The sequence below is a fragment of the Geothrix alkalitolerans genome (assembly GCF_022808885.1).
In the GTDB taxonomy this organism is placed as follows: domain Bacteria; phylum Acidobacteriota; class Holophagae; order Holophagales; family Holophagaceae; genus Geothrix; species Geothrix alkalitolerans.
In genome coordinates, this window is the sequence record NZ_JAKZLE010000006.1 from 183,736 (window position 1) to 201,518 (window position 17,783).

The window sequence follows — 17,783 nt, forward strand, 5'->3', positions numbered from 1 at the left end:
AGAGCGACGGGAGCGGCATAAGGAGCCCTAACGAAACAACCAGAAAGACGCTGGTTATTTCGCAAGGCCTCCTAAAGAATCTGGTTCTTCTTGAACAGATCGAGGACGGTCTTGGAAGGCTGGGCGCCCTTCTGGAGCCAGGACTTGGCCTTCTCGGCGTCGATGCGGACCTCTTCGCCGGCGCCGGCGATGGGGTTCACGAAGCCCAGCACCTCCACGGCGCGGCCGGTGGGGATGCGGTCATTCTCGGAGACGACGATGTGGTAGAACGGGCGCTTCTTGGCACCATTGCGAGCAAGTCGGATCGAAAGCATGGGCACTCCCTGAGCAGGAGAGTGTATCGCGGAATTCACCCGTTCCCAAGCGCTAATTCAGGGCTCGAAGCTCGAGGGCGGGAAGCTGCCTTCCATGACGGCCTGGCGCTCCCGGACGTTCCGGCGGAGGGTCGGCCAGCGGGGGTGGGTCCGCATCTTCTCGAGGAATGGCGAGGATTCATACCAACGGGCGCAGCTGAATCCCTGGACGAAGGCCCGCGTGGCGCAATCCACGGCCCGATCCGAATCGCCGAGGAGCGAATAGGCCTCCGCATGCTTGAAGGTCAGTTCCCCGTCGGGAATGCGGAGCTTCCCGCGGACATCGTCGATCCGCCGGAGCTCGGCCAGGCCGTCCGCGGTCCGCCCCTCCAGCAAGGCGCGGTAGACCCGGGCGAGGTCCTGGAAGGGGCTGAAGCCCCCCGCCGTCTCGGCGTCCTTCATGCGCTCGAGGGCCGTCTTGCGGTCGCTTTTCAGCAGGGCCAGGTAGCCCATGTAGAACAGGACGCCTGAGTCCTCGCGCAGGCTCCGCGCCTGCTGCACGTCCTGCTCGAAGCCGGACCAGTCGCCGATGTAGAGGTTGGTGGTCTCGACGGTCCAGGAGGAGGCGGGGGACAGGGGGGCGAGGAGCTCCTGCCGTCGGATCATGGCCGACCGGGCCCCGGCCAGCAGGCCCGAGGTGCGGCCGGCGTAGGTGAGGCCGAGGAAGAGGTCGGGAACCTCCGGGCGCAGGCGCATGGCCTCGTCGAGGACGCGCAGGGCCACATCCTGGTTTCCCGTGTCCGTGAGCATCAGGGACCAGAGGAACGTGGCCCTGGGGTGGCCCGGCACCAGCTCGACGGCGCGCTGGAACGCCCGGTGGGTGCGGGAATTGAGGCCGATGCCGGCCTCGGCGGGATCCACCCAAAGGCTGCGGTAGAGGTGATCCCCCAGCGTGGTCCAGGCGGTGGCGCACATGGGCTCGGCCTCGGCCAGGGCCTGGGTGGCGGGCAGCTGGTTCGTGGCTTCCCGGTCGTCCCGGATGGCCATGGCCCGCAGAAGCTGCCAGAACCGCCCGGGGTCCCGGGGGTAGAGCTCGGCCCGGAAGCGGTGGCGCCGATCCAGCGGCCACCGCGCCACCCAGGTCTCCATGGCCTGGGCCGGATCCATGGGGGGCTGGGCGTCCCGACGCCAGGGGCGGCCTGCCAGCAGCTCCGCGGGGGTGGTCCACTGGGTGGTCAGGGCCAGCCGCTGGCCGTCCCGGCGTCCGTGGAACCGGAACAGGGCGAGATCGGACGGGAATTTCCGCAAATCCGCCGGGGCGGGGAGGGTCGCGGCGTGGGTGACCGTGATCCCCGCCAGCACTTCAAAGTGATCCGAGATCAAGGTTTCGAGACCCAGGTTCACCTCGGTCCGCTGCGAAGGTTCGGCGCTGATGATGAGCACCCGCCGCGCCGTCGCGGAGTGGGCGTTGGACCGCCACAACCAAGCCCCGGTCAGGCCGACCGCCAGGACCACCCCGAAGGCCGTCCAGGTTCTGGCGGATGTCAGGGGACGGGGAAGCACCAAGGGTCCTCGCTAGAAAGGCAGGTTGGGGCCGCCACCCATTTTCGCCATGCGCTGCATGCGGGCCATGAACTTGGGATCGTTCATCTGGCCCATCATCTTCTTCGTTTCCACGTACTGCTTGATGAGCTGGTTGATCTCGCTCACGGGGCGGCCGCAACCGGCTGCGATGCGGCGCTTGCGCTTGCCGTCCAGCAGGTTGTGGTTGGCGCGCTCGGCGGGCGTCATGGAGTTGATGATGGCCTCCAGGTGCTTGATGCGCTTGTCCGTGGCCACCTGGGCGAGCTGGTCCTTCATCTGCCCCAGGCCCGGCAGCATGCCCAGGATCTTGTTCATGGAGCCCAGCTTCTGCACCTGCTGGAACTGCTTGCGCATGTCCTCCAGGGTGAACTGGTTCTTGGCCAGGCGCTTGGCCATGACCTCGGCTTCCTTCTCGTCGATCTTGTCCTTGGCGTGCTCGATGAGGCTGAGGACATCGCCCATGCCCAGGATGCGCTGGGCCATTCGGTCCGGGTGGAAGCGCTGGAAGTCCTCCAGCTTCTCCCCCTCGCCCACGAACTTCAGGGGCTGGCCCGTGGCCTGCTTGATGCTGAAGGCCGCGCCGCCGCGGGTGTCACCGTCGGTCTTGGTGAGCACCACGCCCGTGATGCCCAGCTTCTCGTGGAAGGCCGTGGCGCTGCGGACCGCGTCCTGGCCCGTCATGGCGTCGGCCACGAAGAGGATCTCGTCCGGAGAGACCGAGCCCTTGATGCGGACCAGCTCCTCCATGAGGGCTTCATCGAGGTGCAGGCGGCCGGCGGTGTCGAGGATGACCGTGTCCCAGCCCTTGAGCTTCGCCTCGGCCAGGGCCGCGGCGCAGATGGCCACCGGATCCTTCTCGTCCGTGCGGAAGGAGGGCACGCCGGCGTCCTTGGCCACCACGTGCAGCTGCTCGATGGCGGCGGGGCGGTAGACGTCCGCGGGCACCAGCAGGGGCGAGCGGCCCAGCTTCTTGAGGAACACCGCCAGCTTGCCGCAGGTGGTGGTCTTACCGGCGCCCTGCAGGCCCACCATCATCACCACCGTCGGCGGCTTCGAGGCGAAGGCGATGGGGTGCTCGGAGGCCTGGCCACCCATGATCTCCACCAGCTCGCGGTGGACGATGTCGATGAAGGCCTGGGCGGGATTCAACCCCTGCATCACCTCGGCGCCGAGGGCCTTCTCTTTCACCCGCTGGAGAAAGGTTCGGGCCACGCTCACGTGGACGTCCGCCTCCAGGAGAGCCATGCGCACTTCGCGCAGCACGGCTTCGAGGTTGGCTTCCGTCAGCTTCGACTGGCCCCGGAGGGCCTTCATGGCCTGGCTGAGTTTCTGGGTGAGGCTGTCGAACATGGGGCTCCGGGACGGCACGAAAATTCCATTCTACCGGTGTGGGCGGGCATTTCCCTGTCGCGAAAGGCATCCTCGGGCATAATCCGGTCCGGGGGAGCCGGATATGTCCAATCATCTCGCTGGAAGCCTCAGCCCCTACCTGCTCCAGCACGCCCACAACCCCGTGGACTGGTTCCCTTGGGGGGAGGAGGCCCTGGCCAAGGCCCGGACTGAAGAGAAGCCCATCTTCCTCAGCATCGGCTACAGCGCCTGCCACTGGTGCCACGTCATGGAGCGGGAGAGCTTCGAGAATCAGGCTGTGGCCGAGGTGCTGAACGCCCACTTCGTGAGCATCAAGGTGGACCGGGAGGAGCGGCCGGACCTGGACGACCTCTACATGGACGCCGTGCAGGCGATGACCGGCCGGGGCGGCTGGCCCATGAGCGTGTGGCTCACGCCGGACCTGGAGCCCTTCTACGGGGGCACCTACTTCCCGCCGGAACCCCGGGGCGGCATGCCGGGATTCGTCCCCCTGCTGCGGCGCATCGCCGAGGTGTGGCGGGAAGACCGGGCAGGCGTGGTGGGGCAGGCCGGCCGCCTGGCGACGGAGCTGCGGCGGCAGGCGGCGGTGGAGGCGGGCGCCGCGCTTCCGGATGAGGCGGCGCTCGACGAGGCCCTGGCCCAGCTGCGGACCGCGTTCGATCCCCGGTGGGGAGGCTTCGGCCCGGCGCCCAAGTTCCCCCAGTCCATGGCCGTCGAACTGATCCTGGCCCGGGGCACGTCGGAGGATCGGGCCATGGCTCTGCGCACCCTGGACGCCATGTGGGAAGGCGGCATGTACGACCACCTGGGCGGCGGCTTCGCCCGCTACAGCGTGGACGGTCAGTGGCTGGTGCCCCACTTCGAGAAGATGCTCTACGACAACGCCCAGCTGGTCTGCGCCTACCTGGCGGCCTTCCAGGCCACGGGAGAGGCCCGCTACGGCCAGGTGGCGCGGGAGACGCTGGACTACATGCTCCGGGAGCTCTGCGATCCCGCTGGGGGCTTCCACTCCAGCGAAGACGCGGACAGCGAGGGCGAGGAGGGGAAGTTCTACGTCTTCACGCCCGCCGAAGTCCGCGAAGCCCTGGGCGAGGTGGATGGCCCGCGCTTCTGCGCGGCCTTCGGCGTCACCGATGGCGGGAATTTCGAGCACGGGAAGAGCGTGGTTCACCGCTTTTCCTGTCCTCGGGACGCTTCCCTTCCAGACGAAGAAGATCGAAGGCTGCGAGCGCGCCTGCGGCAATGGCGCGACCGCCGTGTGCGCCCGGGCAAGGACGACAAGGTGCTGGCGTCCTGGAACGGCCTCGCGCTCTCCGCCTTGGCCCGGGGCTTCCAGGTGCTGGGCGAAGCCCGCTACCTCGAAGCCGCCCGGGACTGCGCCAGCTTCCTGCGCCGGGAACTCTGGCGGGACGGACACCTGCTGCGCGTCTGGCGGCAGGGGCAGGCCCACACGCCGGGGTTCCTGGAGGACAGCGCCGCCGTGGTGGAAGGACTTGTGGACCTCTACGAAGCGGGGTTCGATCCCGCCTGGCTGCGCTGGGCGGAATCGCTGGCCGAGGGGCTGCTGGCACGGTTCCAGGATCAGGCCGACGGCGGCTTCTTCAGCACGGAGGCGGATCAGGCAGACCTCCTCTTCCGCCTGAAACCAGGCTTCGACAACGCCATCCCCGGCGGCAACACGCTGGCGGCGCGGGCCCTGCTCCGGCTGTCGCGGCACCTGCAGCGGGAGGACTTCCGGCAGGCCGCCGAAGGCGCCCTCCGCTGCTTCGCGCCCTGGATGCGGCGGGCGCCCCGGGCCTTCCTGGGGATGCTCGGCGTGTTCGACCTGGCCTTGCGTGAGCCGGTGGAGGTGGCCATCTCCGGCAACCCGCGCAGCTCCGCGGTGCAGGCCATGCTGGCGGAGGTCCACCACCGCCACCTGCCCGGGCGGGTCCTGTCTGTTTCGGAGGATCAGCTCCTCCCCCTGCACGAAGAACGCGCGGCCTCCAAGGAGGGCCCCTTCGCCTTCGTCTGCCGCGGCCGCACTTGCGCCCGGCCCGTGACATCGCCGGTGGAATTGGCCTCGCTTCTCCGCTGACCGGCCTTCCGGATGTGACCCGTTGCCCTGGGGTAGATTGGCTACACTGGGGTGGTCATTCGCGTGAGCATCCACGGAATGCCGGCGCGTTCGCGCGACCATGTGACATAGGGGCTGCCATGAAGACCTTCACGCTGAAGATCGACCCGCTGACGGGCGAGGAATACTACGAGGTCTATGTCCGGGGCCGGCAGCTGCTGAACAATCCGCATCTGAACAAGGCTTCGGCGTTCACCAAGGAGGAGCGCCTGGGGTTGGGCCTGGACGGCATGCTGCGGCCCGGCATCTCCACCCTGGAATCCCAGCTGGACCGGACCTACGAGGCGTTCCTGCGCAAGTCTGACGACCTGGAGAAGTACATCTACCTGTCGGGCCTCCTGGACCGGAACGAGGTTCTCTTCTACCGCCTCCTGGTGGACCACCTGGATGAGATGGTGCCCATCGTCTACACGCCCACCGTGGGCCAGGCGTGCCTCCAGCTGAGCCACATCCAGCGGCGCTACCGGGGCATCTACATCACGCCCGAGAACATCGGAAACATCGACCAGATCTTCCACGGGCTCTCCCAGCCGCAGGTGAACCTCATCGTGGTGACGGATGGGGAGCGCATCCTGGGCCTGGGAGACCTGGGCTCGGACGGCATGGGCATTCCCGTGGGCAAGGTGAGCCTCTATGTGGCCGCTGGCGGCGTCCACCCGGGGGTCTGCCTGCCCGTCACGCTGGACGTGGGCACCAACAACCCCCGGCTGCTGGAAGATCCCCTCTACCTGGGCATCCGCAAACCCCGGCTCCGGGGCGCAGAGTACGAAGAACTGGTCGAGAAGTTCGTTCTCGGCGTGAAGCGCAACTTCCCCGGCGCCCTGCTCCAGTGGGAGGACTTCGCCAAGCACACGGCCTTCAAGAACCTCGATCGCTACCGCGAGCGCATCCTCTCCTTCAACGACGACATCCAGGGCACGGGCTCGACGGCCCTGGCGGCGCTGATGACCGCCATGCGCATCAAGAAGAGCCGCTTCCAGGATGAGCGCTACGTCATCGTGGGCATGGGCCAGGCCGGCACCGGCATCGCCATGAACATCCGCGCCGCGCTGAAGGCGGAAGGCCTCTCCGACGCGGAAGCCCGCAAGCGCATCTTCGCCGTGGACATGCAGGGCCTGCTCATTGAAGGCGATCCCCTGCTGGAAGAGCCCCAGATGCCGCTGGCGCAGTGCCGCTCCTCGGTGGAGGGCTGGAAGCTGGATGATCCTTCCCGCATCGGCCTCCAGGATGTGGTGCGCAACGCGCATCCCACGGTGCTCATCGGCGTCACCGCCCAGCCGAACCTCTTCGACGACGCCATCTTGGCGGAGACCGCGAAACATTCCGAGCGGCCCATCGTGCTGGCGCTCTCGAACCCCACCCACAAGTGCGAGTGCTCGCCCGAGGCGGTCTGGAAGGCCACGGACGGCAAGGGCCTGGTGGCCACCGGCAGCCCCTTCGCGCCAGTGGAATGGAAGGGCCGCACGCTCCAGGCCTCCCAGTGCAACAACATGTACATCTTCCCGGGCGTGGGCCTCGGCGCCCTGGTCTGCAAGGCCACCCGGATCACCGACAGCATGTTCCTGGCTGCCAGCAAGGCCATCAGCACCTTCGTGACGCCGGAGCAGGAAGCCACCGGCCTGCTGCTGCCGGAGATGAAGGACATCCGCCAGGTCTCCGCCGCCGTGGCCAAGGCCGTGGGCATCGAGGCCAGGAATGCCGGCCTCGGCCGTCTGCTCGACGACGACCAGCTGGAGTCCATCGTCACCAAGGCCCAGTGGGAGCCGCACTACACCACCTACCGGCCCGGCGCGCCGGGCCTGATCGACTGATGGCTGCCAGGACAGTTTTTCCCCTTGAGAGGGGTGGAGGCCGGCCTAGCCTGTGAGTCGGGAAGAGTTTCTCTTTCCTCCCACGGGGCGACCGTTCACGCCAGCCCCTTCCGGCCCGCGATCCTAGTGGCCGAGACATATTGGGCACCCTTCGGGGTGCCCTTTCGCTGTCCGGGGGTCCCCCCCGCAACGCATGCGTTGCAGGGATCTATGGGCTCGCTGCGCGCATACCCCCGGGCCCCCGCGGCAAATCCCGGCGTAGCCGGGCTTTGCCTTGCCCCATCGTCCGGGGGTTCCCCCCGCAACGCATGCGTTGCAGGGATCTATGGGCTCGCTGCGCGCATACCCCCGGGCCCCCGCGGCAAATCCCGGCGCAACCGGGCTTTGCCTTATTCGAATGTCCGCAGGCCCCTGCGCGCAAGCTCGTCGGGGTTTCATCTCCGGGGGTCCCTTGACAATCGGGCGAATCTACACAAAATTGTCTACACCATCTTGTGTAGGATTCCCATGAAGCGACCGAACAAGCCGACCGACGTGGAGCTCAAGTTCCTGCGGGTCCTCTGGGACCTGGGGCCGTCCACCGTGAAGGAGGTGCATGCCCGCCTGAACCTCACGGAGGAATACGCCTACACCGGCGTCCTGCGGATGCTCCAGGTGATGCTGGACAAGGGCCTGGTGACCCGGGACGAGCGCCAGCGCAGCCATGTCTATGCCCCAGCCCACAGCCGGGCGGCCATGGAGGGGGGGCTGGTGTCTGATCTGAGCGAGCGCCTCTTCGGAGGTTCCGCCGCCGCGCTGGTGCTCGCGGCCCTCCGCTCCGGCCCTGTCAGTCCCGAGGAAAAGGCCCGCATCCGCGAGCTGCTGGGGAGGGAGGAGTGATGGCTGCCATCGTTCAGATCCTGGGATGGGCTCTCGTCCACGCCCTCTGGCAGGACGGTCTGCTGGCGGCCCTGGCGGCCTTGGGTGGCCTCCTTCTCCGGGGCCGGGCACGGCACGCCATGAATGGCCTGATCCTGGCCCTCTGCCTGGGGCTGCCTGCGGCCACGGCCTGGCATTTCCACCGTCCGGCCCTGCTGGGGGCGGGCCCGGTCCAGGTTGCCGAGGCCGCGCAGGGTGGCCCGGCGGCCTTCCTGCCCCGGGCGGACAGGGCCTCCAGGCCCCTGCTGGCGCGGCTGGAGGCCGCGCTCCAGCCCCGTCTGCCCGCCCTGGTGGTTCTCTGGGCGGCGGGAGCGAGCCTCATGACCCTGCGCCTGGGCGGCGGGTATGCCCTCAGCCTGAGCTGGAAGCGGAGGGGCGTACCGGCCCCCCGGGACTGGCAGGACTCGCTCGATGACCTGGCCCGGCGCCTGGGAATCCTGCGCAAGGTGCGCCTTCTCCTGGTGGAGCATGGCCAAACGCCCCAATCGCCTGTGGCCCTCGGGCTCTGGAAGCCGGTGGTGCTCCTTCCGGCAACCCTGCTCACAGGCCTTCCGCCCGGCTTCCTGGAGGCGCTCCTGGCCCATGAATTGGCCCACGTGCGCCGCCTGGACTACCTGGCCAACCTCCTCCAGGGCATCGCAGAGACCCTCCTCTTCTTCCATCCCGCCGTCTGGTGGCTTTCGGCCAGGATCCGGGCCGAACGCGAGGAGCTCTCCGATGACCTGGCGGCCGAGATGCTTGGCGATCCGCGGCGCCTGGCCTTGGCCCTCAACGCGCTGGACGACCTCCAGCGACCCCTTCCCCACCTGTTGTTCCCGGCCCTCGCGGCCCGAGGAGGACATCTGCTCACCCGAATCGAACGTCTGCTCTCCCCGAAACCTGTCAGGGGTCCCCTCGGAGGCGCCCTGACCTTCCTGCTGCTCCCCGGCCTGGCCCTCGCCTTGCGGGCCGCGGCTCCGGCGTTCCCACCCATCGGGGCTCCGGCCACCGTCATCGCCCAGTTGGACGCCTTGGCCGCTCGGGAGGGGCTGGACCCCCAGCTGCTCCGCAGCATGGCCTGGGTGGAGAGTGGCTTCAACGCCAAGGCCAAGAGCACCATGGGTGCCACGGGGATGCTCCAGGTCATGCCCGAAACCGCCCGGAAATTCGGTGCGACGGACCTGGAGGATCCCGCCCAGGTGATGGCCGCAGGCGCGAAGTACTTGCGCTTCCTGCTGGACCGGTACCAGGGGGACGTCCAGAAGGCGGTGGCGGCCTACAACTGCGGGGAGAAGGCCCTGGACGAGGGGCGCATCACCGAGGAGGCCACCCGCTACCGGAGCCTGGTGATGGATGTGCTGGCCGCGAAGGCCGTGCAGCCGGAGGCCCCGCTGGCCGAGGGCGAAGTGCAGGGTGTGATCCGGCGGGGAGGCGGAGGCCAGATCACGCTCCAAATCCGTGCGAGCAGCCGCGGCAGCCTGAAACTGGACCTGCTGCCCTCGGAAGGCGCCAAGGCGTTGGGCACCATCCAGATCGGGGAGAAGCGCCAGGACGGGACCTACGCCGTGGGGCCCTGGGAGGAGGTCAGGCCCAGGATCCTGGTGGACGCTTCGAAGGCCGGGGCGAGCCTGGTGATCCGTGGCGAGGAGCCCGGCACGGGCTGGCGCGGAGAGACCCGAGTGCTGCTGGACGCCCCCTGGAAGACCTTCACCTTCCAGATGAAGAAGCCATGAGGCTTTCCCGTACGCAGAACGGCCCGGCATCGCCGGGCCGTTCTGCGCAGGATCGGGCTTTAGGCGGCGAAGGTCCGATGGCTGCGGTGCATGACCTCGGCCTCGAGCTCGGCCTCGAGGGCCTGCACCTGGCGAAGGACGGCGAGGCCGCGCGGGGAGGCGCTCATCTTGGACTCGAGCTGGTTGAAGACCTCGTGCAGCCGCTCGGCGGTGGTCCAGAAGGCGGGGTTGTGCTGTCGAACGCTGGCATCCATGTGCATGGCCACTCCACTGCTTGCTGGACATCATCATCGTCTTTGATGATTCCCAATGCTAGTGATAGACATCACAAGAAATGTCACGAGTTACGGACATTTTTGTCATGGTCGCCATGACAATTCCGGAAGCCCTTGAAAAACATGACATTCAGGTTGTCAACGGGGCGGATCAGACCCGCCGGGTGGCCAGCAGATGGCCGATGGCCACGGCGGCGGCGTCGGCCGCATCGGCCGCCAGGGGCTCCCTCAGGTTCAGCAGGGTCATGACCATCTTCCCCACCTGGCTCTTGTCCGCCCAGCCGTAGCCGCTGACGGCCTTCTTCACCTGCATGGGGTTGTAGTCGCCCACGGGCAGGCCGTGGAGGGCCGCCGTGAGCAGGATGCCGCCCCGGATCTGGCCCAGCTTCAGGGCCGTGGCGGCGTTCTTCTCCACGAAGGGGGACTCCACGGCCATGAAGCCCGGCTCGTGGGCCGCGATGGCCTCCGCCAGGCGCTCATGGATGCGCAGGGCCCGCTGGTCGAAGTCGGCGCCCCGGGGGCTGCGGATGACACCCGCCTCCACCAGGGTCAGGCGAGAGCCGAAGCGCTCCACCACCGCCCAGCCGCAGGCCAGGGAGCCCGGGTCCACGCCCAGGCACCGCACGGGCGAGGGCGCGACGATCAACGGCCCTTCCGCTTGCCGCCGCCCCGGACCGACCCCTTGGGCGGTTTGGGTTTGGCCTCTCGGGCCTTCTTCGGCGGCCGGCCCTTCGGCGGCGCCTCATGACGCGCCTTGGGCTCCCGGGTCCGGCCCCCGCCCCCCCGCCTCGGCTTCTCGAAGTCCCCTTCCCGCAGCGTCGCGGGCGCGGCGAGCGTCGGCACGAACGTGAACGCCTTCCCGTGGGCGTCCTGGGCCTTGGCTTCGGTCATCCAGGCGCTGATGCGGCGCAGGTCCTCGTCCACGGCGGTGACCTCGACCTCCACGGCGTCGCCGATGGTGAGCACGACGGACCCGCGGAGCCCCGTGGCCTTGGTGCGGTGCTCGTCGATCCAGAAACCGCCGCCCAGGGCCGCCAGGGGAACGCCCACCTCCACGAAGGGAGCGTCGAGGGTGATGAACACCACCTTGGCGGAGAAGCCCTGGATGCGGCCCCGGAAACGTTGGCCCACGCGGGACTTCATCAGCAGGCAGGCCTTCCACTTGTCGTTCTCGCGCTCGGCCTCGGTGGCCTTCTGCTCGGCGTCGCTGGCGCCCTTGGCCAGCACGGCCAGGTGGCTCTGGAGAGCCTCGGGGAGGCGCTCGCCGCGCAGGACCTTGCGCAGCAGGCGGTGGACGACGAGGTCGGGGTAGCGGCGGATGGGGCTGGTGAAGTGCAGGTAGTCCTGCAGGGCCAGGCCCGAGTGGCCGATGTTCTCGGCGCTGTACTCGGCCCGCTTGAGGCTGCGCAGCAGCAGGGTGTTGATCATCACCTCCAGGGGGCCGCCCCGGATCTTGTCCAGCATGGCGTTGAGGTGCTCCGGGGTGGGGGTCTCCTTGGGCTTCAGCAGCCCGAAGGTGCGCGCCACCTCCGCGAAGATCTCCAGCTTCAGCGGGTCGGGCTCGTCGTGGATGCGGTAGATGGTGGGGACCTTCCTGCGCGTGAAGAACTGGGCCACGGCTTCGTTGGCCAGCAGCATGAACTCCTCGATCATGCGGTGGGCGTCGTGGCGCGGATAGCGGCGCGCGTCCACGGGGCGGCCTTCGGCGTCGAAAATGAACTCGGCCTCCTCGGTGTCCAGGTTCATGGCGCCGCGGCCCAGGCGGGCCACGGTGAGGCGCCGCGACAACACCAGCGATTCGTCCAGCAGGGCGCAGAGGTCCTCGCCCAGCTCGGCCCGTTTCCGCGTCGAGAGGTCGATGCAGGCCTCCTTCACCTCGTCGTAGGTGAGGCGCTTCGCGCTGCGGATGACGCTTTCGGAGAGGCGCGTCTCCACCACTTCCAGGTCGGGCGAGATCGTCATCCAGGCCGTCATGGTCAGGCGGTCCACGCCTTCTCGCAGGCTGCACAGGTCGCCACTGAGGCGGTCCGGGATCATGGGGATGGCCTCGTCCGGGAAATACACCGAGGTGCCCCGCAGGCGGGCCTCCTCATCGAGGGGGCCATTCTCGGCGACGTAGTGGCTCACGTCGGCGATGTGCACACCCAGCAGCCAGCCGCCGCCTTCGGACTTGGGCAGCACCTCCAGGCTGATGGCGTCGTCGAAGTCCTTGGCGGTGGGCGGGTCCACGGTGCACGTGAGCATCTGCCGCAGATCCTCCCGCCCCTGGAGCCATTCCGCAGGGATGGCCGTGGGGAAGGGCGCCAGCTCCTTCATCGTGGCCTCAGGGAAGGCCGTGCGCAGGTTGAAGAGCGCAGCGGTCAGCTTGTTCTCGATCTTCAGATCGGTCTTCTTCCCCAGCCGGGCCACCACGGTGCCGTGCAGCTGCTTGGCCTCGGGATCGGCGTCCAGCTTCACGCTCACCAGCTCACCATCCTCGGCCAGGTCCGTGGGCGGGACGGAGATGATCTGGGAGAGGCGGGGTTCCAGGGGCACCACCCGCCAGCCCCAGGGCTGCTTCTGGAGCGTGCCCGGCAGGGGGACCTCGCCCCGGCCCTTGACCTCCAACACACGGGCCTTGAGGCGGCCGTCCCAGCCCTCGCCGCAGACTTCGGCCAGGACCCTGTCGCCGTGGATGGCGCCGTGGGCATCCCGCCAGTCCACGAGGAGGTCCATGCCGGGGCCCTTGGGCATCCCGGCCAGCCGCAGGAAGCCGCCGGCACCTTCGGGATGGCCCAGGAAGGTGGCCTCGAAGGTTTCGTACGGACGAAGCCCCGCGGCAGGCCGCGGGGCTTTCGGGGATTCCCGCCGATCGGGTGTGCGAGCCGGGGGACGGACGGGGATGCGGGAGGCGGAACGGCGGGCCATGTCCTCAGGGTACAAGGCCCAGGAGGGGTTCAGCCCTTCTTTCCCTTCCTGGCGGGCTTGGCGGGCTTCACGGGAGTGGCCGGGGCCTTCCCGAACAGGACGTCGAGCTGGTGCTGGACCTTCTTGCTCTCGGGATCCAAGACGGCCAGGCGGTACAGGAAGCGCGCCTTGCCGGCCTTGTCGCCCTGGGCCTCGAGGTAGGCCGGGCTGGAAACCACGGCTTCGACCCACTTGAGCTTGTCGCCCTTGCCGGCCTTGTACTCCTCCACCTGGTTGGCCTCGCCCTTGAGCTTGTCCTCCATGACCTTCACCAGGGGGTCATAGGCCTCGGTCTCGCGCTTGGTGACGTCGAGGTAGGTCTGGAAGAACTTCACCCATTTGGCGTCGTCCGCCTGCTCCTTCTCCACCCCCAAGGCGAGGTCCAGCTCCTGGCGCTCGCCGGGGTCGAGCACGCTCTTCCCCTTCAGCTCCTTGATGCGGGCGTCGTTCTCCTCGAGCACCTGCTTGGCCCGGGCGCCGGCCTGGGTGTAGTAGGTGACGGTCTGGGTGAAGGGATCCTTGATGGCCTCATAGCTCTCGGTGGCTAGGGTCTTGGCGGTCTTCGCGTATTCCAGGGCCTTCTCCCACTGGCCGGCCGCATCCGCGGTCTCCACGGCCATCCGGTAGGCCTGGCAGAGGTCCATGTAGGTCACGGCGCTCTGGACCATGGTCTGGTTGTCCTTCTTGTCGAAGGCGGGCTTGGCGGCGGGAAGCAGGCTCTCGGCCCGCTTCATGGCCTCGGGGTACTGGAGATCCGCCACCAGCTTGTCCACGACCGGGCGTTCAGCCTTCAGCCGGTCCCCGAGGGACGCGGCTGGCGCCTGGGCGATCAGGGCGGCAGGGAAGAGCAGGGCAGGAAGAAGGGCGAATGTACGCATCAGTCATAACCCAAAGTTGAGGGGGCGTCCCCCGGGGGAAAACGTCCATTGTGGTTCCATGGTCCAGCTTTGACTAGTCCGCCTTTTATGTCGGCTTATCCCAAGGCTTCGGCCACCCGGCGAGCGGTGAGCATCGGAGACCGCAGGCGGTGTCACCTGCTGGTATCAGGCAGGCCCCGGATGTCGGCCTTGATCCTCACCATGTCCTCGCGCTCGATCTTCCGTGCGGGGACACCGCCCCGCGAACCCCGGCGGGTGGCGCAGCAGGCTGCGGGGCAGCCTGCGAAGCCGGGACCCGGCGAGCGGTGAGCATCAGAGACCGCAGGCGGTGTCACCTGCTGATTTCAGACTGGCCCCGGATCTCGGCCTTGATCCTCGCCATATCCTCACGCTCGATCTTCCGTGCGGGGACACCGCCCCAGGTCTCCCCCGCCCCCACCCGACTTCCCGGCAACACCACGCTCTCGGGCAGGATGGTGGCGTCGTCGCCGATGACCACGTCGCCCATGACGCAGCAGGCCAGGCCGAGGGTGGCTCGGTGTCCGACGGTCACGGGGGCGATGACCAGGTTCCCGGCGCCGCCGTAGTGGGCGCAGAGACGCACGCTGCCGCCCAGCGCGGCGTCATCGCCAATGGTGATGAGCTGGGGGTCGCTGATGTATTCCGTGTTGATGAAGGCATGGCGCCCAATCTTCATGCCCATGGCCTTGAGGAACCACACCCCGAAGGGCGTGAGGGTCACGAAGGGCAGGAAGGTGTAGCGCACCAGGTAGAAGAGCCCGTTGTGGAGGAACCAGGGTACGGCGTGCAGGGTGTAGTAGCCGCCCTTGAAGGGCTTCACCCGGGTGGGCAGCAGCCAGTTGTAGAGGGGGACCACCACCAGCAGGGTCAGGCCGAAGATGAAGAAGCAGATGGCCAGGGCAATCCCCTGGGTCACCCAGGGCAGGACGCCGGGGAGCCGCTGCAATCCCGGATGGACCTGGGCCCAGGTCCACAGGGCCGGCGCCAGGGCGAGGCCCAGCGCCGTGGAGACGAGGGCGTACATCAGCAGGACCGCCACCAGGTAGGCGCTCCTGCCGAAGCGGCGGAGCAGGCGATCCAACCCGTTCAAGGCCGGGGGATTCTTGGACTGGTCCATGGCGAAGGGCTTCATGCCACCAGCGTAACGAAAGCCGCAGGTAGCATGGGGGCATGGATCTGGTCCTGCTCCGCCTCTCCGCCCTCGGCGACATCCTCCGGGTGATGCCGGCCTGGGCCAACCTCCGGGAAGCTTTCCCGGAGGCGCGCTTCCGGGCCGTCGTGGAGGACCGCCATGCGTTCCTGCTGGAACCGCTCCCCTGGCTGGAACCGGTGATCGTCTGCCGGAAGCGCCTTTCGAATCCCCTGTCGGCCCTGCCGGAACTGCGTCGCGTGGCGGGCCTGGTGCGGGATGCCGAGGCCAGCCTGGATTTCCACGGCATCCTCAAGGCGGCCCTCATCCCGAAGCTGGCGGCCATCCCTGAACGCTGGGGCGATGGCGTCACCAAGGAGTTCGCGGGGTCGCTCCAGACCCATCCGGTCCCCTTCCACCGCCAGACCCGGTACGACCAGGCCCTGGGGTTGGCCGAGGCCTTCGGGCGGGACCGGGGCGTCCCAGGTCTGGGCCGCTTCAGACCTGTGCTCCAAGCCGGGAACCTGCCGGATCCTGGCGAGGTCTGGCCCGTCCGGACGAAACCTCGCGCCGTGCTGGTGCCCGGCGCCTCCCGCCGCGGCGCCATCAAGCGCTGGCCCCTGCGCCACTGGATCACCCTCGCCGGGATGCTGAAGGACCGGTGGGACCTGAGGTGGTCCCTGGGGCCCGAGGAGGAGGATCTCCGCGGCTGGCTGCCCGGCGAAACCGGGGTTCCGGCCCTGCCGCGCCTGGGGTTCTGGCAGCTGGCGGCGGCCCTGCGGCAGGCGGATCGGGTGGTGGCGCCGGACACGGGCCTCCTGCATCTGGCGGTCGTCCTGGGCGTGCCGGCCTTGGGCCTCTACGGCTCCAGCGACCCCGTGGTGGCTGGCCTGCCCGTGGGGGCAGGACGCGTGCTCCGCACGGGCATCAGCTGCTCCCCGTGCCGGGAACGTGCCTGCCGGCGGCGCCAGTGCCTGGAGGAGCTGGCTCCGGAGGCGGTGCGCGCCGCCCTCCTGGAATCGCCGGGAACCCTCAGCGGATATTGAATTTGAACTTGCCCTCGTGGCATTCCAGGCACTTCACCTTCGGGGTCTGGTGCTGCCGGTGGCATTCGGTGCAGGGGATCTCGCCCAGATGGGAATCGTGGGGGTTGGGCTTCACGTCCTTGGTCATGGCCTTCATGGCGGGGTAGTCGCCGTGGCAGGTCATGCAGGAATCGGAAGCCACGGCCTTCTTGGTGGGCTTTTCCTCGTGGTGGCAGTCGAAGCAGTGGACGCCGGCCTTCGCATGGTGCTCCGGCAGCTTGTGGGCGGCTGGATCCTGGGCCCACATCGGCGCCGCCATGAGCAGGCCGCAGAGCAGGCTGGCTAGACAACGGGCAAGTGCCATGGCGATCCCTCGGGCCGGCGGGGCGGGGCCGCCAGATTCACGAGCAGTCTACCGGAGCCCGGATCCCGATCCAGGGGACAGGATCCAGGGGAGTTCTGGAGATGCAGACCTGGAGGGCGTTTTTGCCTCTGGCGTGATCCGGATCACGTTTCCATGCGGGGACCGGGGGGATTGGGGTTCGGGTGTACGATGGCGACCTAAAGGGCATTTATGGCGGCATCTTTCCAGGTCATTGGCAGTTAACCGGGGAACACTCAGGGGACCGGCGGGGGGGTATCCCGGTCGGAATGCCTGATTCAACAAGGGGTTCATATGAGAGGGAACCACACCTACCTCGCCGCGGGCATGGCCATGGCACTGGGGATGTCCTGTTTCACCGGGCTCCAGGCCCAGACAGCCCAGATCCGGGCGAAGGTGCCCGCTTCGATCCCCCGCTACCAGGCCCAGGCCGCAGTGAAGGGCCCCATCGATCTGCCAGGGGCGGACGAGCTCATGGATCTCGGCGACGAGTGGTCCGCCGGTTTCCGGAAGTTCCATCCCGAAGCCAACCTGATCTACCGGTCAAAGCTCACGAAGGAGGCGGTCAAGGAGTTCCAGGATGGCGCCGCCCTGCTCATTCTCGCCGACCGCGAGTTCACGCCCGAGGAAACCAAGACCTTCCAGACGAAGTTCGGCTACATGCCCATGCGCATCCCCGTCTGCCTGGACGCGAACATCGTCTTCGTCAACAAGGCCAATCCGATCACCTCCATCACCATGGAGCAGCTGGACGCCATCTACTCCAAGACCCGCCTCGGCGGCAGCAAGGCGCCGGCCCTCACCTGGGGCGACCTTGGCGTCAAGGGCGAGTTGGCCAAGATGCCCATCGTGGCCTATGCGCGGGCCGAAGGAACGAACACGCGCACCTCGTTCGCCGCCCAGGCCATGCTCAAGGGCGAGTACCGGCCCGGCATCCAGGAACGCGGCGATTCCTCGGCGCTGGCTGAGGCGGTCATGACCGATCGGGCGGGCATCGCCTTCGGCACCATGTCCTCCTGGTACTTCGCCAACAAGGTGCTGCCGGTGACGCCCTACCACATTGAAGACGCCCGCTTCCCGAACCAGGAGGCAGTCACCACCAGCAAGTACCCCATGCCCCGGCTCTTCTACGCCTACCTGAACCGGACCCCCGGCCAGCCTCTTCCGGCTCCGGTGAACGAGGTCATCCACTTCCTCCTGACCCAGGAAGGCCAGAACGCCGTCGCTGATTCCGGCCTCCTTCCCGGTCCCCCGGAGTTCATCCAGATCGCGTTGAAGCGACTCAGCCGCTGAGAGTGCCCCGCACCACGGCCCTCGTGCCC

General features: G+C 68.2%; 15 protein-coding genes. 6 read left to right on the plus strand and 9 right to left on the minus strand.

The features are described 5' to 3' along the window. Positions 1-71 precede the first annotated feature (71 nt). From rpsP to ffh, 3 genes are read right to left on the minus strand one after another with little or no spacing between them, the layout of a single operon-like run. Positions 72-314, minus strand: coding sequence for a 30S ribosomal protein S16 (gene rpsP, locus MLJ35_RS12785; RefSeq protein WP_243295982.1), 243 nt, complete (start codon positions 312-314; stop codon positions 72-74). Between the two features lie 57 nt (positions 315-371). Further along, positions 372-1,856: a tetratricopeptide repeat protein gene (locus MLJ35_RS12790; protein WP_243384668.1), complete on the minus strand. Its 1,485-nt coding sequence runs from the start codon at positions 1,854-1,856 to the stop codon at positions 372-374. A gap of 12 nt (positions 1,857-1,868) precedes the next feature. Beyond that, entirely contained in the window at positions 1,869-3,227 is a 1,359-nt protein-coding gene (ffh, locus tag MLJ35_RS12795) for a signal recognition particle protein (RefSeq protein WP_243384669.1), read from the minus strand. Between the two features lie 103 nt (positions 3,228-3,330). Between ffh and MLJ35_RS12800 the strand changes: the two genes are divergently transcribed. The 4 genes from MLJ35_RS12800 (at position 3,331) to MLJ35_RS12815 (ending at position 9,805) form a co-directional block, all read left to right on the plus strand. Continuing rightward, positions 3,331-5,325, plus strand: a complete 1,995-nt coding sequence (locus tag MLJ35_RS12800; protein WP_243384670.1) for a thioredoxin domain-containing protein — start codon at positions 3,331-3,333, stop codon at positions 5,323-5,325. A gap of 119 nt (positions 5,326-5,444) precedes the next feature. Further along, positions 5,445-7,175: an NAD-dependent malic enzyme gene (locus MLJ35_RS12805; protein WP_243384671.1), complete on the plus strand. Its 1,731-nt coding sequence runs from the start codon at positions 5,445-5,447 to the stop codon at positions 7,173-7,175. A gap of 507 nt (positions 7,176-7,682) precedes the next feature. After that, positions 7,683-8,054: a BlaI/MecI/CopY family transcriptional regulator gene (locus tag MLJ35_RS12810; protein ID WP_243324453.1), complete on the plus strand. Its 372-nt coding sequence runs from the start codon at positions 7,683-7,685 to the stop codon at positions 8,052-8,054. After that, positions 8,054-9,805: a transglycosylase SLT domain-containing protein gene (locus MLJ35_RS12815; RefSeq protein ID WP_243384672.1), complete on the plus strand. Its 1,752-nt coding sequence runs from the start codon at positions 8,054-8,056 to the stop codon at positions 9,803-9,805. The genes MLJ35_RS12810 and MLJ35_RS12815 overlap by 1 nt, the downstream gene beginning before the upstream one ends. A gap of 59 nt (positions 9,806-9,864) precedes the next feature. Here MLJ35_RS12815 and MLJ35_RS12820 read toward each other — a convergent pair whose 3' ends face one another. From MLJ35_RS12820 to MLJ35_RS12840, 5 genes are all read right to left on the minus strand, one after another. Then, positions 9,865-10,065, minus strand: coding sequence for a hypothetical protein (locus tag MLJ35_RS12820; RefSeq protein WP_243288661.1), 201 nt, complete (start codon positions 10,063-10,065; stop codon positions 9,865-9,867). A 166-nt stretch (positions 10,066-10,231) separates the two neighbouring features. After that, on the minus strand, positions 10,232-10,726 hold the full coding sequence (gene ruvC, locus MLJ35_RS12825; protein WP_243384673.1) for a crossover junction endodeoxyribonuclease RuvC: 495 nt from the start codon (positions 10,724-10,726) through the stop codon (positions 10,232-10,234). Then, the gene (locus MLJ35_RS12830; RefSeq protein ID WP_243384674.1) at positions 10,723-12,987 is read right to left on the minus strand and encodes a ribonuclease R family protein; all 2,265 of its coding nucleotides are present in this window, start codon (positions 12,985-12,987) and stop codon (positions 10,723-10,725) included. Before MLJ35_RS12830 ends, ruvC begins: the two co-directional genes overlap by 4 nt. A gap of 29 nt (positions 12,988-13,016) precedes the next feature. Continuing rightward, positions 13,017-13,904 (minus strand): hypothetical protein, encoded by an 888-nt coding sequence (locus MLJ35_RS12835; protein WP_243324457.1) that lies wholly within the window; start codon positions 13,902-13,904, stop codon positions 13,017-13,019. 331 nt (positions 13,905-14,235) lie between these two features. Then, entirely contained in the window at positions 14,236-15,057 is an 822-nt protein-coding gene (locus MLJ35_RS12840) for a hypothetical protein (protein WP_243384675.1), read from the minus strand. Positions 15,058-15,095: 38 nt separating this feature from the next. On the opposite strand from MLJ35_RS12840, the gene MLJ35_RS12845 reads away from it, so the two are divergent. Further along, on the plus strand, positions 15,096-16,100 hold the full coding sequence (locus MLJ35_RS12845) for a glycosyltransferase family 9 protein (protein ID WP_243384676.1): 1,005 nt from the start codon (positions 15,096-15,098) through the stop codon (positions 16,098-16,100). Here the strand turns inward: MLJ35_RS12845 and MLJ35_RS12850 are convergent. Then, positions 16,087-16,443: a cytochrome c3 family protein gene (locus MLJ35_RS12850; RefSeq protein ID WP_243384677.1), complete on the minus strand. Its 357-nt coding sequence runs from the start codon at positions 16,441-16,443 to the stop codon at positions 16,087-16,089. The two genes, MLJ35_RS12845 and MLJ35_RS12850, sit on opposite strands and share 14 nt — an antisense overlap. Before the next feature lie 312 nt (positions 16,444-16,755). On the opposite strand from MLJ35_RS12850, the gene MLJ35_RS12855 reads away from it, so the two are divergent. Then, positions 16,756-17,754, plus strand: a complete 999-nt coding sequence (locus MLJ35_RS12855) for a PstS family phosphate ABC transporter substrate-binding protein (protein ID WP_243384678.1) — start codon at positions 16,756-16,758, stop codon at positions 17,752-17,754. Positions 17,755-17,783 lie beyond the last annotated feature (29 nt).

Excerpts from the sequence above, each read along its gene's own strand:
- rpsP (WP_243295982.1), bottom strand. The coding sequence starts at position 314 with ATGCTTTCGATCCGACTTGCTCGCAATGGTGCCAAGAAGCGCCCGTTC.
- ffh (WP_243384669.1), bottom strand. The coding sequence starts at position 3,227 with ATGTTCGACAGCCTCACCCAGAAACTCAGCCAGGCCATGAAGGCCCTC.
- MLJ35_RS12800 (WP_243384670.1), top strand. The coding sequence starts at position 3,331 with ATGTCCAATCATCTCGCTGGAAGCCTCAGCCCCTACCTGCTCCAGCAC.
- MLJ35_RS12805 (WP_243384671.1), top strand. The coding sequence starts at position 5,445 with ATGAAGACCTTCACGCTGAAGATCGACCCGCTGACGGGCGAGGAATAC.
- MLJ35_RS12810 (WP_243324453.1), top strand. The coding sequence starts at position 7,683 with ATGAAGCGACCGAACAAGCCGACCGACGTGGAGCTCAAGTTCCTGCGG.
- MLJ35_RS12815 (WP_243384672.1), top strand. The coding sequence starts at position 8,054 with ATGGCTGCCATCGTTCAGATCCTGGGATGGGCTCTCGTCCACGCCCTC.
- MLJ35_RS12820 (WP_243288661.1), bottom strand. The coding sequence starts at position 10,065 with ATGCACATGGATGCCAGCGTTCGACAGCACAACCCCGCCTTCTGGACC.
- MLJ35_RS12830 (WP_243384674.1), bottom strand. The coding sequence starts at position 12,987 with ATGGCCCGCCGTTCCGCCTCCCGCATCCCCGTCCGTCCCCCGGCTCGC.
- MLJ35_RS12835 (WP_243324457.1), bottom strand. The coding sequence starts at position 13,904 with ATGCGTACATTCGCCCTTCTTCCTGCCCTGCTCTTCCCTGCCGCCCTG.
- MLJ35_RS12840 (WP_243384675.1), bottom strand. The coding sequence starts at position 15,057 with ATGAAGCCCTTCGCCATGGACCAGTCCAAGAATCCCCCGGCCTTGAAC.
- MLJ35_RS12845 (WP_243384676.1), top strand. The coding sequence starts at position 15,096 with ATGGATCTGGTCCTGCTCCGCCTCTCCGCCCTCGGCGACATCCTCCGG.
- MLJ35_RS12850 (WP_243384677.1), bottom strand. The coding sequence starts at position 16,443 with ATGGCACTTGCCCGTTGTCTAGCCAGCCTGCTCTGCGGCCTGCTCATG.
- MLJ35_RS12855 (WP_243384678.1), top strand. The coding sequence starts at position 16,756 with ATGAGAGGGAACCACACCTACCTCGCCGCGGGCATGGCCATGGCACTG.